The organism is Vibrio sp. 2033, from assembly GCF_033339735.1.
This window is the reverse complement of sequence record NZ_JAWOVC010000015.1, coordinates 57,472-73,108: the sequence shown is the minus strand read 5'-3', so window position 1 is coordinate 73,108 and position 15,637 is coordinate 57,472. Positions and strand designations below refer to the sequence as shown.

15 protein-coding genes are annotated in these 15,637 nt (G+C 40.0%); 1 reads left to right on the top strand and 14 read right to left on the bottom strand.

From position 1 onward, the window contains the following. Positions 1 to 21 precede the first annotated feature (21 nt). The 13 genes from R7P74_RS17935 to R7P74_RS17875 form a co-directional block, all read right to left on the bottom strand. Positions 22 to 414 (bottom strand): hypothetical protein, encoded by a 393-nt coding sequence (locus R7P74_RS17935; protein ID WP_025636765.1) that lies wholly within the window; start codon positions 412 to 414, stop codon positions 22 to 24. A gap of 465 nt (positions 415 to 879) precedes the next feature. Beyond that, complete coding sequence (locus R7P74_RS17930) at positions 880 to 1,173, bottom strand: DUF5983 family protein (protein WP_025636768.1); 294 nt, start codon at positions 1,171 to 1,173, stop codon at positions 880 to 882. Continuing rightward, positions 1,173 to 1,817 (bottom strand): hypothetical protein, encoded by a 645-nt coding sequence (locus R7P74_RS17925; protein ID WP_025636769.1) that lies wholly within the window; start codon positions 1,815 to 1,817, stop codon positions 1,173 to 1,175. Before R7P74_RS17925 ends, R7P74_RS17930 begins: the two co-directional genes overlap by 1 nt. Positions 1,818 to 2,258: 441 nt before the next feature. Continuing rightward, the gene (locus R7P74_RS17920) at positions 2,259 to 2,954 is read right to left on the bottom strand and encodes a hypothetical protein (protein WP_025636716.1); all 696 of its coding nucleotides are present in this window, start codon (positions 2,952 to 2,954) and stop codon (positions 2,259 to 2,261) included. 71 nt (positions 2,955 to 3,025) lie between these two features. Then, the gene (locus R7P74_RS17915) at positions 3,026 to 3,511 is read right to left on the bottom strand and encodes a hypothetical protein (protein WP_025636715.1); all 486 of its coding nucleotides are present in this window, start codon (positions 3,509 to 3,511) and stop codon (positions 3,026 to 3,028) included. A 514-nt stretch (positions 3,512 to 4,025) separates the two neighbouring features. Continuing rightward, positions 4,026 to 5,099, bottom strand: coding sequence for a hypothetical protein (locus tag R7P74_RS17910; RefSeq protein WP_025636739.1), 1,074 nt, complete (start codon positions 5,097 to 5,099; stop codon positions 4,026 to 4,028). A 484-nt stretch (positions 5,100 to 5,583) separates the two neighbouring features. After that, a complete protein-coding gene (locus R7P74_RS17905; protein WP_025636632.1) occupies positions 5,584 to 7,440 on the bottom strand; it encodes a DNA cytosine methyltransferase in 1,857 nt (618 codons plus the stop codon). Between the two features lie 625 nt (positions 7,441 to 8,065). After that, complete coding sequence (locus R7P74_RS17900; protein ID WP_054574998.1) at positions 8,066 to 8,647, bottom strand: DUF2913 family protein; 582 nt, start codon at positions 8,645 to 8,647, stop codon at positions 8,066 to 8,068. A 299-nt stretch (positions 8,648 to 8,946) separates the two neighbouring features. Then, positions 8,947 to 9,210 (bottom strand): hypothetical protein, encoded by a 264-nt coding sequence (locus R7P74_RS17895; protein ID WP_025633930.1) that lies wholly within the window; start codon positions 9,208 to 9,210, stop codon positions 8,947 to 8,949. Continuing rightward, positions 9,203 to 9,376 carry a hypothetical protein gene (locus tag R7P74_RS17890; protein WP_155486753.1) on the bottom strand — a complete coding sequence of 58 codons (174 nt, stop codon included), beginning with the start codon at positions 9,374 to 9,376 and terminating at the stop codon, positions 9,203 to 9,205. The genes R7P74_RS17895 and R7P74_RS17890 overlap by 8 nt, the downstream gene beginning before the upstream one ends. Before the next feature lie 255 nt (positions 9,377 to 9,631). Next, a complete protein-coding gene (locus R7P74_RS17885) occupies positions 9,632 to 9,949 on the bottom strand; it encodes a hypothetical protein (protein ID WP_025633931.1) in 318 nt (105 codons plus the stop codon). An 18-nt stretch (positions 9,950 to 9,967) separates the two neighbouring features. Next, positions 9,968 to 10,687, bottom strand: coding sequence for a hypothetical protein (locus R7P74_RS17880; protein WP_025633933.1), 720 nt, complete (start codon positions 10,685 to 10,687; stop codon positions 9,968 to 9,970). A 215-nt stretch (positions 10,688 to 10,902) separates the two neighbouring features. Beyond that, complete coding sequence (locus R7P74_RS17875) at positions 10,903 to 11,982, bottom strand: hypothetical protein (protein WP_025633934.1); 1,080 nt, start codon at positions 11,980 to 11,982, stop codon at positions 10,903 to 10,905. 742 nt (positions 11,983 to 12,724) lie between these two features. Between R7P74_RS17875 and R7P74_RS17870 the strand changes: the two genes are divergently transcribed. Then, a complete protein-coding gene (locus R7P74_RS17870; RefSeq protein WP_158083951.1) occupies positions 12,725 to 13,735 on the top strand; it encodes a RepB family plasmid replication initiator protein in 1,011 nt (336 codons plus the stop codon). 1,121 nt (positions 13,736 to 14,856) lie between these two features. Here R7P74_RS17870 and R7P74_RS17865 read toward each other — a convergent pair. After that, positions 14,857 to 15,621, bottom strand: a complete 765-nt coding sequence (locus R7P74_RS17865) for a hypothetical protein (RefSeq protein ID WP_025633937.1) — start codon at positions 15,619 to 15,621, stop codon at positions 14,857 to 14,859. Positions 15,622 to 15,637 lie beyond the last annotated feature (16 nt).

The following is a 15,637-nucleotide window of genomic DNA, read 5'->3' as shown; positions in this document are numbered from 1 at the left end:
TTCCTCTCTTACTCCTTGAGATTAAGCTATTAAGCCAGTAAACAAATCTTGCTCTAGCTCTTTGGATGAGAACTGAAATCCTTGACTGATATTGAATTCCCGGTCAGCTACCAAATCGACAAAAAAGTCATGAACATTTTCATTTTTACAACACTCTTTAATGTTCTGGGCTGCAATATAGGCTGCATGCTTAGGATTGATAGCACTGACAACGAAAGCTTTGCTCTCTGAAGAGCCAAATCGAACTGAAGTTAAAAACTCCGTATATTGGTCAAACTCATTGCCCCGCAAAACAACTTTAATTTCACTACCCTTTGAAGTCTCAAGTTTTACATAAGAGAATCCATCTTCCAGCACTTCAAGTAGTGCTCCCTTGCAACCTTTAAATGCACCTTCAGTTACGATAATTTTCATAAAGCCCCCAAGCCCTGAATATCAATCAACGATTAAAGCATTTCTGCCCCAATCCATAATAGCCATTATACCAAATAGACTATTAAATACCACATAACAACACTAAATTTAGTTAAATATATTTAACTTTATTTATTGACTTTTGGCCGGACAAAGGCGACACAATAGGGCTCGATAGAGGGTCAGCTTTTTAGGCGAAGCCGTTAGGAAAAGCGATACAAATGCTTTTTGCTCGCCGAAGGCGATTCATATGGCCACCAGCATTCTGCTAGGACGGTGACAACGGGGGTTTGTTGGCATCGTACTAGCGCTGGTGGACAACAGCCTTGAGCGGCAGCACTTGGTGAGGAACGAGCCTTAGGGATGCAGGGGTAAGTCCGGCGGGTGGGCCTCGGTGGCGACTAGGGGGAACCCCTATTAGTGGAGAGCAATTTAGCCACCGAGACGATGGCTAAATTCTATAGGTTAGGACCACTCAAAGATCGGCAATGATCGCTCTTCTCCTGCATCTGAATCTAACTCTACACACTTAAAACCCAATTGGGCTGCTTTCGAAAGAATAAAATTTAGCTCGTCAGAATATTCTTTACGGATATTTAAATCGTGTTGTGTATGCAATTTAATGAAATAGCCCGTATTTCGTTTTGCTACTAATGAAAATTCTTCCTTAGAGATTTCATCAAGGGCAACTACATCTCCTTCCTTTATATGGCCAGTGCTAAGCTCAACTGTTGTATATTGGTTGTTGATATCAAACATTAGCCTTCCCCTTGGTCTAAATTGATGTTCGAGTGTGAACAAATGACCATCCTAAATGCGCCCTTTGTTTTGAGCTCTATTACGTGGGAAAAGACTTCTTTCGCCTCAAAAAACAACTCATCTTTAAAATATCCTTTTTGATACGTACCTCGGAGTGTACGAAACCCATCAAACTCCGGTACTCCCTTAATTCCTCGGTCCGTATTAGAGCGAGCTGAAACAACGACTATGCCGCCCTCTTGACTACAGAGCTTAGCTAGGTTTTTCCAGACCTGTTTTCTGGGTAAAGGGGGCAATACATTGGTGCAATATCCACAATATACAAATGAGTAATGCGCTTTAAGAATGTCTAGATCAGGACAAAATGTGTAATCGTACTCTGCACACATACCTGATAAATCGTATATAGCTTGAGTGTCCTTACTTTCTTGTTCACGCCCTTTCGCATAGTTCAAAGCTGGGGCTGACACTAAATGAGGGAACTGTGAGAGAAACTGTTTTAATGGGGCACTAACAGATTTACGTGCGATTGAAGTTTTTGAGGAGACCTCGAACTCCTTCTTGATCTCTTCAGGTGTTTGATAAAAGGATTCTGATTCAAATTGTTCTGAAACGGGTACTAACTTTAATGCTAAATTTTCCATACTGCCCCCAAGCAATGTATATCATTGATTAACTGTTAATAATTATATCTAACCTCACACATAAATACCATATTAATACACATATGATTGTTAAATATAATTAACTATATTTGTTGACTTTGGCCCGGACAAAGGGGCCACAATGGGGCTCGACAGAGGGAAAGCTTTTTAGGCGAAGTCGTTAAGAAAAGCGATACAAATGCTTTTAGCTCGCCGAAGGCGAATCATATGGCCACCAGAATTCTGCTAGGACGGTGACAACGGGGGTTGGTTGGCAATGTCCTAGCGCTGGTGGACAACAGCCTTGAGCGGCAATACTTGGCGAGGCACGAGGCCTAGCATTGCAAGGGGTAAGTCCGGCGGGTGGGCCTCGGTGGCGACTAGGGGGGACCCCTGTTAGTGGAGAGCGCTTGACTGGCCATAATGACCAGTCAAATTTTTCTACAGTATATATAAATCGTAGTAGCTAGCTTCTTCAGCTGTAAGCTTATACCCAGGCTCTACAGAGTGGGTAGATACGCGATCTTTACTACATTTAATGGCTTTAAGTGTGTTATTGATCTCACTGCAAGCATCAACAACAAACAGATCTGGGATAAAGCCATTCTTAAAAAAGCTTGATTGTTTATTGCGGATCATCTTTAGGAAGACTGTTTCAATTTTAGGTGGTAGCCCGTAAACAAGTGCATGCCTTACAGTCATTAAATTTATGAACTCATGAAGTATTTCGTGGAATGTAAATCGACCTACTTGGTGTTCTGAGGATTCTGTAAAAGCGGTACACTTGTAAATCAGATTGGTAAGGAGATTACATGTAATGTAATCAACCTCTAAAAGTTGGCCTTTGCATTCAGATTTTTTGATTCCTAAATCTTGTACTTGATTGACCCACTCCAGGTAAGGGAGCACCGTATTTAAATCATCCAGTAAGTACCCAAGTTTGGTTTCGAATTCACGTACCTGTTTGTACCAGCATGCTAGCACCTTGTCGGAATTTCCGTATTTGCTCTGAATAGGTTGGGTTCGGATGCTTCTAAGACGTTTGCCTTGAATAGCATTTACGCACTTGAATGCTAGTGTAAGTGCTTTTTTTACTTGTGCCTTCTTTTCTTCGTTGATCTTTATGATTCTGTCCATACTGCCCCCAAGCAACTTTTTATAAAAAAGAGGGCCATTGAGCCCTCTATACACGTTAGATTTACCGATTACTATTCTTGACGGAACGGATCAATTACAAAGCCAAGCGCGTCTAGGGGTTGGCTATTGTATGCAGTAAGTGCTTCGCGACCTAAATCCAGTTCGTATCCAGAGCCAACAAAGTCATCACCTACAAAGCCACAAATAACATTGTTTGAGATACCTTCGATACCTTCCCAAGCTCTCCCGGTCCAATATTGCGATTCGACAATCCAAACACCTTCACGATGAACGCGCACTCTAAAAGCACTTTCACTTCGCTTAAGTTCTTCTTTACTTATATCGATGTTCACATCAGGATTAAATAGGTCACCAGATAGAGCTTTTAAATCTACATACTGGTCTTCTTGTTTAATGAATCGGATTTTCCCTAATCGAACAGCTAGGGCTACTTTGTCTATTTCGCCGTTTCTCTCCGTGGATGTTTCAGTCTTTTCGGGTGTCAGCTGATTAAGTAATGAAATGACTACTTTCTTATCGAATGATGAAATCTTCATATTGCCCCCAAGCAATTGTTTTAAAATAGATAGTTACATAAGCAACTAAGGAAATTATACTAAAATACGCCCTAAAATACCACATTTAAACATTAAATATAGTTAAGTATATTTAACTATATTGGTTGACTTTACCCCGGACAAAGGCGATACAATGGGGCTCGACAGAGGGACAGCTTTTTAGGCGAAGCCGTTAAGAAAAGCGATACAAATGCTTTTAGCTCGCCGAAGGCGATTCATGTGGCCACCAGCTTTCTGCTAGGACGGTGACAACGGGGTTTTGTTGGCATCGTACTAGCGCTGGTGGACAACAGCCTTGAGCGGCAGAACTTGGTGAGGGACGAGCCCTAGTGATGCTGGGGTAAGTCCGGCGGGTGGGCCTCGGTGGCGACTAGGGGTATCCCCTATTAGTGGAGAGAAATTTTCTTGCAAGGTCTCTATTTCTTTTATTGAATTTATACGGACAAAAAAAAGCCCCTGCTTTGTAAGCAAGGGCTTTTCGCTTGGGGAGCGTTTAATCAAATGTTTGAGGATCTAGCTGTTCAAGAAATGGTACTACGTCTCTCTTAAATACCGCCTCAGCATTCACAGTATGAGCGCGAACCCATGCATTATTTCGGGTTGGTGAGAATTTGAAGCTAAACTTTCTTAGTCTTTGGGTAACCTCTTTCGGTGGCCTACCACCTAACCAAATACCAATGCGCCCATCAATAACCCCGTGCTTAATTCCATTTTCTAATTCACCTTCTAATGAGTTTGAATTTCGACTTTCTTCGACTCGCTCTGCTTCGACTAAACGTTGTTTTAATCGTCGGATATTAGCATTTGAGTTTGCTAAGCTAAATCGTCCCCAAGTGTTTACTATTGGATTTGGCTCCAAAAACGTTTTAAGGAGGTTTTGAGGTATACCACGTTCAAGCATCTTGTTTTCAAGTACAGCAGCACTATTATCTGTAAGCTCTCCATTTTCAGACGCTTTATATGCAGCTGGCACTAAACGATTAGCTATTTTCATGTAGCCATGCATTGTTTCCGCTTCACTAATTTTAATTCTTAATTGCTCAACCGGGTTATCTGATGACATTTTGACAACTGAACCATCCCCATCGGGGAACAGTTTCTTTGCAATGGCTTTTAAGGCTCTCTGAGGATAATCTGCATATTGATTAAGCTTATCCCTACTATTCTTATTGGCCTTTTCTGCTTTCGCCACAGGGAATCTCGCTGGCCCTGTTACATGCCATGAGATACATTTGGACTCTGCACTTATGTACTCATCGAAGTAGCGTTTTAACTTTCTTTGAAATTCTTCAAACTCAATTTCAACAATTTCTTCCACTGAACAATTAAACGCCTTCGATGGTGCGCTTTCCGAAGTGGACTTGATCAGCTCATGAAGTGAAATTTTGAATGTCCGTAATGCGTTGCAGTAGTCAACTACTGCTTGAGCGGCGTGACGCTCAGGAAATTGAGATTGGCCATTAAAAGCTCGCTCAATTGATGAAGGATCAAGCTGGCTCTTATATTCAAGCAGATCCTTGTCTTCTCCAATGTATTCCTCGATTTTTTTATTAACTAAATTTTGCATCTGTAGCCCCCAAGCTATCTATGTTTAACAAATGATTTAACGTATTTATTTGATGTGTTAATTATACTAACAACCCCCAATAAATACCATATTAACACACAAATAAATGTTAAATATAATTAACTATTTAGATTGACTCTGGCCTGGACAAAGGGGCCACAATGGGGCTCGACAGAGGGAAAGCTTTTTAGGCGAAGCCGTTAAGAAAAGCGATACAAATGCTTTTAGCTCGCCGAAGGCGAATCATATTGCCACCAGCATTCTGCTAGGACGGTGACAACGGGGGTTTGTTGGCATCGTACTAGCGCTGGTGGACAACAGCCATGAGCGGCAATACTTGGCGAGGAACGAGACTTAGTAATGCAAGGGGTAAGTCCGGCGGGTGGGCCTCGGTGGCGACTAGGGGGAACCCCTGTTAGTGGAGAGAAATTCATAACCTGCAATAAAAAAGAGCTCTATTGCAGGTCGATATTCTATTTAGATTCTATGCCGCCATTCGCTCGTATTGTGTGTTTAACACATTGTTAAGCCACTTACCAACCCATTCACCAACCCAACAAAAGGCCGAGTAAATCACCGACTGGCCCAAACATTCGTGGGCTAGTCCTACGGTCAGATCGCGAACGAACGATTCTGGTATTTGCTTGCACTTGGCATGTTCAACAGTTGTAAATAACCTAGCTAATTTACCATTGCTATGGATTAGAAATGGATCGGTAGATCGACACTTTTGGTATGATTTGGTTATGCACCCTACCTTTGTAGCAGTAGGCTTAAGCCACTGGAGTCGAAAGCCTTTCTTTTGAGCAATGTCTCTCTTTTCCTTTTCCACTAAATATGTATAGGGCTTATAGCTTTCATGAGTTTCAGGTATATCATCGAGTACATCAGCTAAGCAGCTATATTTATAAGTTGTCCTTACCTTTTGGGGCATAAAGTCCTTTAAACCCTCTTTGAAGGAGCTGCAGTATCCAATACCACAAAGCCTCTTTCTATCTTCAAGTGCACCAAACTGAGAACCTGCTAATGTCATATTTATAAAGTTGTACCCAAACACTTTACTAAACGTATCTACGATAACAGCGTATGAGTTTGATTTAGTAAATGAAGTAACATTCTCAAAAACAGAAATAATTGGATTCGTTATCGACTGCCAATGCAAGAAATCGATAAAACACCCGCCTGTATTTTTGTGTGCTTCTGCAAATTTATTTCCGTTCTTAGATCTGCCGCTTATGGAACTCCCTTCGCAAGGCAGCGATCCTGAATTGACTTCCGTTCTAACGCCACCTCTGGACAAATCAACACTCTCCAATCGCATATTTAATCCGTATTGCTCTTCCGGTGCCTCCACAGCCCACACAGGATTATTTTGCAGACATGCATTGAAGTACCTTTCACTCGATTCGACAATTACCTTTACGAAAGTAGAAAGCTTACTCCGCTTAAGTCCATCGGAAATACTTGAGCACAATACCCCTATACCATTAAATATATCTGAAGTGGATAAAGGTATATTCGCTTTGTACTTTGACATAGCTCTCTGAACACGCTCTTTTTGTTTGAGATTCCTCCAAGTCTTTATCACTCTATCGAGACTTAACTTCTTGATAGGTGAAGCCGGAGTTAGTTCAACAGAAGCAGAACCAAGCTCAGCCCCTGTGATATTTTTAGATAAGTAACCATTCAATTCATCATTTTTTACGTAACCCATATTTTTCATAGTATGTGAAAATGCGGCTTCAAGAGGATCTGTCCACTGTGTATCTATAAAAATTGCAGATGGTTGAAGTGTTTTGATGAAGGCAGTCATTAAGTAAAAGTAACAATTAGCCTCTGGCGCACCTTGTAAGCTAATCACTTCAGCCTTGATGCTACTCTTCTTTAGATCAAACAGCTCTATTGGCGAGTTGTATTCCAACTCGTTAGAAAGGAGTACTAAATTAGAATTAAAGCTGAATACGGCATGGTTTAAAGGCTTAAGATTTCTCGTCATATCCTTAAACCTCAGCTCTCTGTCACGAATCTCTTGGACTGAATGCAATTCGACAATTCGGATTTCACCATCTTTGATGTAGGCTTTTACATGGTCTCCGAAAATATCTAAATCAGCGTGCTTTAAGTCAATGACAGGTCGCTCTTTACCGTTTCGTCTTGAGTTGGTCACTTGTCGAGAGCCGAAACGATCAATAACTATTTTAATTTCTTTCTTTGTACGGTCAGACTTAAGCTGAAACTTAGCCCCTCCTTTAAAACCCGCCATTAGTAAATACTGCCCTTCGAAGAATACTCTTAGTTTATTTCTATGGAGAGAAACTTTCTTCTCTAATACCTTTATCATACTGCCCCCAAGCAATTGATCTCACTTGCCTTAACTATGTCATAATTATATAAAAAACAACAAATAGATACCACATTTAAACACTAACCTTTGTGAAATATAATTAACTTATTATCTGGACTTTGGGCCGGACAAAGGCGACACAATAGGGCTCGATAGAGGGTCAGCTTTTTAGGCGAAGCCGTTAAGAAAAGCGTTACAAATGCTTTTTAGCTCGCCGAAGGCGGATCATATGGCCACCAGCATTCTGCTAGGACGGTGACAATGGGGTTTTGTTGGCATCGTACTAGCGCTGGTGGACAACAGCCCATGAGCGGCAATACTTGGCGAGGAACGAGACTTAGTAATGCAGGGGTAAGTCCGGCGGGTGGGCCTCGGTGGCGACTAGGGGGAACCCTGTTAGTGGAGAGCTTTCAAACCCATTAACTCCATTTGTTTGTGAGGAATAAAGTTTCGTTACTAAGCAATAAGTTTGATACTGAGTATTAAAGTTTTATACTTAATGGCAGCCATCAGAGTACGCCGCCATTTCTAAAACGTTTATGTCCAACTTAGAACTAGCTGGTGAAGCCAGTTCATGGAAGATAGAATGAGCGGGCGTTTAAATGATGGCTAGCCAGCTTTTTTAAGCTGGGTGTACTAAGATGTGGGCTTGATGTTTCTCGGTGTTCCACTCTTTCATTTCAGCAAGAAATAGGCCGTGAGCATTAATCGATTCAATTAATTCAGGTGCACGCTCTAGTTGGATAAGCATCGATAACGGGGTGAGTTGATTGTGTTCTTGGTCAAAACCGTGTTCGACTTGTTCCTCTAGCATATAAAGAATCCCAGGCTCCGCTTCACTACCCTCCTCAAACAGTCTTGATTCGATACCCTCTACGTCATAAAGGTGTACGAGTAGGTTATAAAGCTTTTCAGCACCGATGAGTTTTGTATGCTTCGATTGTGAATTAAGTTGATGCAGTTTCATTTCTAGGTTCCCACCTTTTTTTCTTGCTAAGCTGATCATCAGTTTGATGTCTTTTTTGATATTCGATAACGACTTATCGTTGAGCTTTGGCTTAAGGTACTTTATCAGTATGTCATTGCGTGATTTTACTGGAACAAAACGGGAAGATGCGGAAACCTGACACAGCAAATGAAGCAGGGCGTGGGTAATGACGTTGTGAAGGTTGTGGTAGTAGTCAAAGTCTCGTTTGATTTGCATAGCCAAGGTAGCGTTGTGGGTGGATTATAAGAATATTGGGGCTGGGCGTTTTAAATCAACCTTAATAATGAGTTCGGGAGTAGTTTCCCAGACATAGAGTTGTTCATGGATTGCTAATGTTTGATTTTCCGAAAATGATAATTGTCCAGAAACGTATTTGAATGGGACCGCTCAATCTGTGGATGCTCAAGACAACCAGCATGAAACTTTATTCCTCTCCTACACCAATACATCCCAGACCAATTAATAAACCAGGTCATCATATTGCATGATATGGGGCCTATTTTTTTATCTAAGGTTCACCTTTTACGATGAAGCCTTTCGTTGGCCTTTTTGTGCTTTTGATAGCAACCCATCGAATCTGTGCCGCTAAACATAGCCTTCCTGCGTCGTTCGTAAGCACTACTAGGATTTGAGTTACCTTTCTTCTCTTTTCGTTGTTCACTTGATAGAAACCTGTTAAGTGCTTCATCAAATGAAGATGTATCACTCTTAAATGCCCATCTCACTGCTAACAAAAAACCTGCAACCAATAATGTGCCTAGAAGTACTTTCTCACTCATTTGGTGACTCTTCTGTTGAGCTCTTACTATCTGTTGTCAACGTTCCAATTAACTCATCATCAACTGGACATTCATTGCATCGGTTCAGACACTGTTCTTTAACAGGGACTGACACACTACAAAGTTCATCATTGCTCTGTTCTATAAGTGTTTCAAGACGACTCATTATTTCCTTCCTATAGTTAGGCATTAAGCGATTGTGATTATAGAAAATTCATCCATTTCCTAAATTTACTGAGACAAAAGGTCATGACAGTTTGAGCAAACACCTTGCTGTTTTTCTCTATCCACTTTTAGCCAATAACATGCCTGGGAGTTCTCAAAACATGCATTATTATCACTACACCCGCAGCCAATGCAGACAGCTTCTTTAGGCTCAGGTCGAATATTATAAATAGATAAATCTACCATGCTTTCCCCTTTAATCATTTGTCTTAACGAAAGGGTCGGGACAATCATCTAAATCAACAAAGTGTCTGTCTGCGATTTCTTCTATCTTCGGATACTCTTCTATGAGATCGAAAACCGACCTACCTTTGAGGTCATAGTCGAACTGAATTCCAGCTCTGAACCAATAATCGATCTGTCTATTCAAGCAGTTCTTTGCTGTAGATTTAGTTGGCTTTTTAAGTAGTTCCTCTAAATCTTCAGAGTCAACATAACCACCCGTCATGTCTTCAGCACAGCCAACTTTTTTAAACAAATACTCCCAGTCGGCGTACAATTCTTCGTATGTCATTGGTGAATCTTCTCCTGGTTAAATAGACTTCATGTTCTTGCGTCGTTTAATTGCATCAACCTCACGATTGTAAGCCTCTAAAGGCTCAAGTAAATGAGCATATAGCTTTTCATTTTTGATGTACTCATCATGATTTATTAGTGCCTTAAGTTGTGCTACGGACTCTTTAATTGGCACTCGTACTACCCAAGAGTCTGTTTCAAAAGAGAATTGCCATGCTCTTTTAAAATAATTTTCGAAAGCGTTTAGAGCCTTACTTCTCATAGTCCAAACATTACGCCTTCTTAATGCGTGATCACTCTCTAAATAGTGATTAGCAATATTATCGTTAATGTCTATCTCCCAACTCTCAGGATCTAAAACAGAACTAGTAAAGTGAGCGACCGTCACCCATAGGCACAGCTGTTCTCGTGTAAAAGTATCCGGATTGGAATTAAGCGAATCTAATACCTCAATAGCATATTTTTTCGCTTGTTTATTGATGTTTGCTAACTCTTGAGCCTTACGTTTTTCGATACGGGCTTTCTTCTCTTTAATTTTGGTAAACTTTTCTTTTGCTTTACTCAAAGCCTTTGCTGCGACTTTCATCGCTTCAATTTCTTCGAGTTCAAACAAGTCTCTAGAGAATGGGTCTTCGACTACTTCTTTTAGAAGTCCATTTGATAGCTTTGTTAGAGCTGTTTGCTTTTTGCGGGTACGTTCGGATGTCCAGTGCTTTGTGAAGTCTAAATCTGACAAAATGTTTCCCTCTGAGTGCTGATTTATTAATTAGTGTCAAACGTTAAATCAAGTCGAAGTGTTTCTGATTAACTTCTATACCCATGCCTAGTTTCTATCCAGTACATACAGCTAAAATCTAGCGCTATGACCTTGTAAGTGCGACAGGGAGCAAAGGGAATCCGAGTTAATGTGTTTAGTTAGTGGAAGCATTAATCGGAATCCCCGAAAATCAACTAAAGCACGTTCGAAAATGCAGATGTATATTGAAACTCATAACCCATATCTTCGAGTTTCCATAGTAAGTCTCTATAAAACCCCCTTAGAGTGTCCAGAAGCTCATATAGAGCTGACGATCCTTTATATTTATAGTCCTTGTCCGTATCTACAGCTAAACGATGACAAAGAGTGGATAAACCATCTAAAGAACTCAGAATGTAACCGGTATTAACTAGTTCAAGTGCACTGCTTATAGTTTGTCGAGTAGATTCTGACTGAGAGCTTGCTTTATACATTGTCGCCAGCTCATCAAAGTACTGCTTACCATCCCAATACTTAACAGCTATTTCTTCTAAAGAGATTGGTTTAAATTGGCAAAATACATCAAGCATTGAACACGCCTTTAGAGCTTCAACCTTCTTGAGTGTATCTTCTAAGCCGCATTCCAAGGTTAATGGAGCGAGTAATGAAAGGTACTTTCCATCTTTTGAAAGTGAGACCTCATCCAGACTTAAATCGTCTAGCGCACCAATTATCGCACTTTGGTTTTCTTTTGGAACATCAGATATATCAAGTTGAACGAGGGTATGATCGTCTTGGTTGATAACATGAGCCTTAGATTGGTGAGACTGCACTTTCTCTAAAGTGAAGATATCCTGGGTTATGGGCAGTTGGATTAACAGATGTGTGTCTGATTTTGGTAACTCGCTAACTTTCAAACACCCATAAATGATATCCAATTGTTGTCGAGCGGATATTAATTTAAGTTCAGTAGCATGAAAGAGCAAAATTGAAAACCTGGCAACCGAGAACTTGTCTAAGCACTTATTTCCACTTTCATACCATGATACCAAGAAGTTCGTTATGTTTAGAATGAACTTGGCACGTGATTCTGGTTTTCCTATAGCTGATATAGCTACATCCAATTCCTTCTTAAATGATCCCATCTTAGCCTGGAACTTTAGGCCAGGCTCAATATCAAGTTCATCTACCATTTGAATTGCGCTGTTAATCACCTTATTCATACAGCCATAAGAGACTAGTAAATTTTTAGCGTAGTTTAGTTCTTCTCTACTTACAAAAGATCTTCTTTTCATTTTAGCCCCCAAGCTATTACATATATTTCAACGGGATAGAACCGTTAATTCCCCATTAGTATAACAGTAAATACCATATTATAACAGTTGTTTGTGTATGATTTTTTAACTTTCTTTGTTTATATGACATGATGGTTCTGGAGAGCCTCGGAAGATTAAACCCATTGTGTTCGTGCGTATGATCCTTAAACCAAATGGTTAATTAAATGAATGATCTAAAGATCGTCATTGAAAATTTAGGGCAAATGCAAGCTGAGAGCGCCTCTATGCTTATGATTGGACACAACCCGGTATATGTGTCTAAATAGAGCAAATTAGCTCATATAGCTCTACTGAGTGGCTTTTTGAGTTAACATGCAAAAAAAGAACTATTACTACTTCTTTGTTCTCCAAGATCGTCCCTTTACCCTTCTAACTGATTAATTTCTAGACACTATTTAATAATAATATTTTTATTGATCTTATTAAGATCTTTTTTAAGATCTTATTAGGGTGTTGATAACTTATCTATGTTTTTATAATTCAAGTAGTTAGGAATTCGTTTAAGATCATCTAGGACGAAACACTATTACATTTAGGAAGATTTGAAGATCGCTTAGGACGACTTACCGTGCCATCTAGGACGCTTTCGGTTGTGGATAAGTCTGTATAAGTATGTATAAGGTTGGTTTGCTTACTTACTGGCACATTTAAGCCTACAATGTTACATTTGGTACAATTTCTTATTGTGTGTATCAGTATCATGACCGAGAACAACAGCAAAAACGATCTTACTGTTAGACAAGCGAACGCTTTAACAACGGCAGCTTATAGCCTTACTCGTTATGAGAAGCGGCTTGTATACATGTGCCTCAAGCGGATTAATCAGGAAAACCCTACTCCCGAACATTTAAAAACAATGGAATATGGTCAGTATCCGATCACTATTTCTAACAAAGAGTTCATCGAATACTTCGAGATAGATGATGAGTCGAAGAAAAACCTATCAAGAGACATACAACGCGCAGCACAATCTTTACATGAGAAAAGTGTGGTTATCTATCTTCCTGATGAAGACAGCAAAGATGGTGAAAAAGCTTATGATGCTATCCACTGGACCACTAAACAGAGCTATCGTCCTAAACGAGGACATGTAGTGCTGTATTTGAATGCTGAGTTGATTAGTATCATTAACCAAACCACATCAAACTATACACAGCTGCTGATAGGTGAAGCAGGAAACTTATCTTCCGTTTATACCATGAGGCTTTATGAGGCTATCAATCAGTGGAAGAATTTAAGAAATAACCTAATTCTAGATGTTGATTGGATGCGCTCTAGGTGGCAACTGCCCTCTTCGTATGACAGAACTGCGGTTCTTAAGAAACGTTGGCTTAACCCAGCAATTGAAGAACTTAATAAGTTGCACATTTTCAAAAGTCTTTCCTACGAGGATGTTCGAAAAGGTACCAAGACTGTCGCATTTAAGTTTACCTGGGAGCTTTCTAAAAAGGCCCCAAGTAAACTATCCCTTGCAAGGTCAGCAATCAAAGCTATCAATGCCAACCTTCAACCAAAGCAGAGTGAAATGGTCGCATTGACTGAGCAGATTGGAGAACTATTGCTGAATGGTGAAGATATATCCCCTGCTGTCCTAAGCGCTATTAAGAAGTTTGGTGAAGAGTCAAAAGATGCTAAAGGTACATCAATGAAGAAATCAGATGACGTCATTGATGTAACCGACTATGAAATAGTCACAGATGATGAAGATTAGCTTCAACTAGCACACCAAAGAAGTAAATTTCCATCCAACTAGCACATTCAACAATCAAGTGTGCTAGTTCTGCCTCAAAATACCGTCCTAAGTGTCACCTTTACCAGATATTGCTGGTGGCTAAACCTCTCAATAACTGTGATCCAACTCCCTAATTGTTGTTTTTTATCCGTGATTGAAGTTGTTTTGTGGGTGATGAAGACCCAATTCTTTCTTTATAACCTGCTTTTTTGCTTCCTTTGAATGAAAACCCTGTAAATGAAGGTTAAGCTAATTTTTCAGAACTCCTTCTAACGTATTGAATTATAAGGATAGTATCTATTGCTTCTAGTTGGAGGGGTGACACTTAGGACGAAAGTAAGGGATCAATGAATATGCAATGCGTTTTTTTCTCTATTTTCGTCCTAGGTGTCACTGTTCTATGGCGATGTTTTAATCGGATTTTTTATAAGTATATGTATTTTAATTGTTTTTCTGTGTCAAGAGCGTGAGGGGTGACATTTAGGACGGTTTTAAAATGATACTTTAAGAAGCAACAATGTGTGTCCAGTACTCTATAGAATAAAGCTCAAACTTAATGATTATAACTGACTGAAAATAAAAGATATTTTATTTGTGCCTTAGGCTGATATAAAAAGCTACACACTGGAGTCATACTTTCTCTACGTTCGATATACAGTAAAGAGTGATAGGTGACATCTAGGACGAAAACATTCGTAGGGGTAAAATGGTTTAGCCCAGTTGGGAATTTAAGAAAAGCTAGTTACTATAGATATCATTGAATATATTTAAAGCATTGAAAATAAAGATAAAAATCTCTTCTCTGTGACATCTAGGACGTAAAGCCTACTTGAGTATAAGAAAGTAGAAAAGCATATCAATGAGTTAAATATATGCGGTGGCACTAGATAGAAAACTTTCGTCCTAGATGTCACACTTAGATAGAGGTGTTCTTCTATCTTATTGATTTACTATGGTCCAATAGTGTCTGGGGTGACATTTAGGACGAAAACTAACGCTTTAAGAAAACGTCCTTGATGTACCACTTGTATATTAAGACCTGGTACACCAAGGAAGGTTTGTTTGAGAGGCCCAGAAAAGCTTTTACAAACTCAAGCTATCTAGTAATAGTAGGTCTTCCCGGATGGAGGTCGAGTGCTTGTGGTACCACCATTTACAGTTTTGTATCTGGAACCGGAAGGTTTGTTGTAATGTGCCCACCCTCTATACCTTACTCTCCATGGATCATCTGCACCCATTGTGTAGTATCCCATGTCAGCAAACGCAGCACGAGTTAAGCTTACTCTACAGCTAGGTGTAGCAGTTGATGTCACTGGCCCGGAAATTTCAAATAAACCAGCATTAGCGATTTCATCAGTGAGATTGTATATTTTACTATGATCAGTGATGGCTATTTTTGTGATCCCTTTGGTTTCCAGGTTATATGTTACAAGGAAATCAATGTTCGACGAGTTAGGCCAATATGAACCATAAGATGAGCTAAAGTACCCACTTGCTTTGCTGTCCATTGCGCTTTTAGCTCTTTTTGGAGAAAAACATGCTCCCCTTGCGACATTCACAGAAGCACATCCACAGTTAATAGTAATATCTACTGCCTCATCTTCATCCTCTCCAGGTTTGGGGATCTCAAAGTCCCCTACTGGATCATCTGGGACGGTTGGGAGCTCAACGATTGTTTCGTCAGAGATGTTTCTGGAGCCTAAAGTATCATCCAAGCCAACTGCACTTGTTTGGTTCATGTGTGAAGGAACCTTAATAACTTTATTGTAGCTCCCTGCATTGTGTGGTGCTTTGATTGAAGCAATTACAGAGGGGGCGGAAACCGCTAAAGCAATCCCCACTGTAATGAGATTAATGTTATTCATTGCAATCTACCATTGT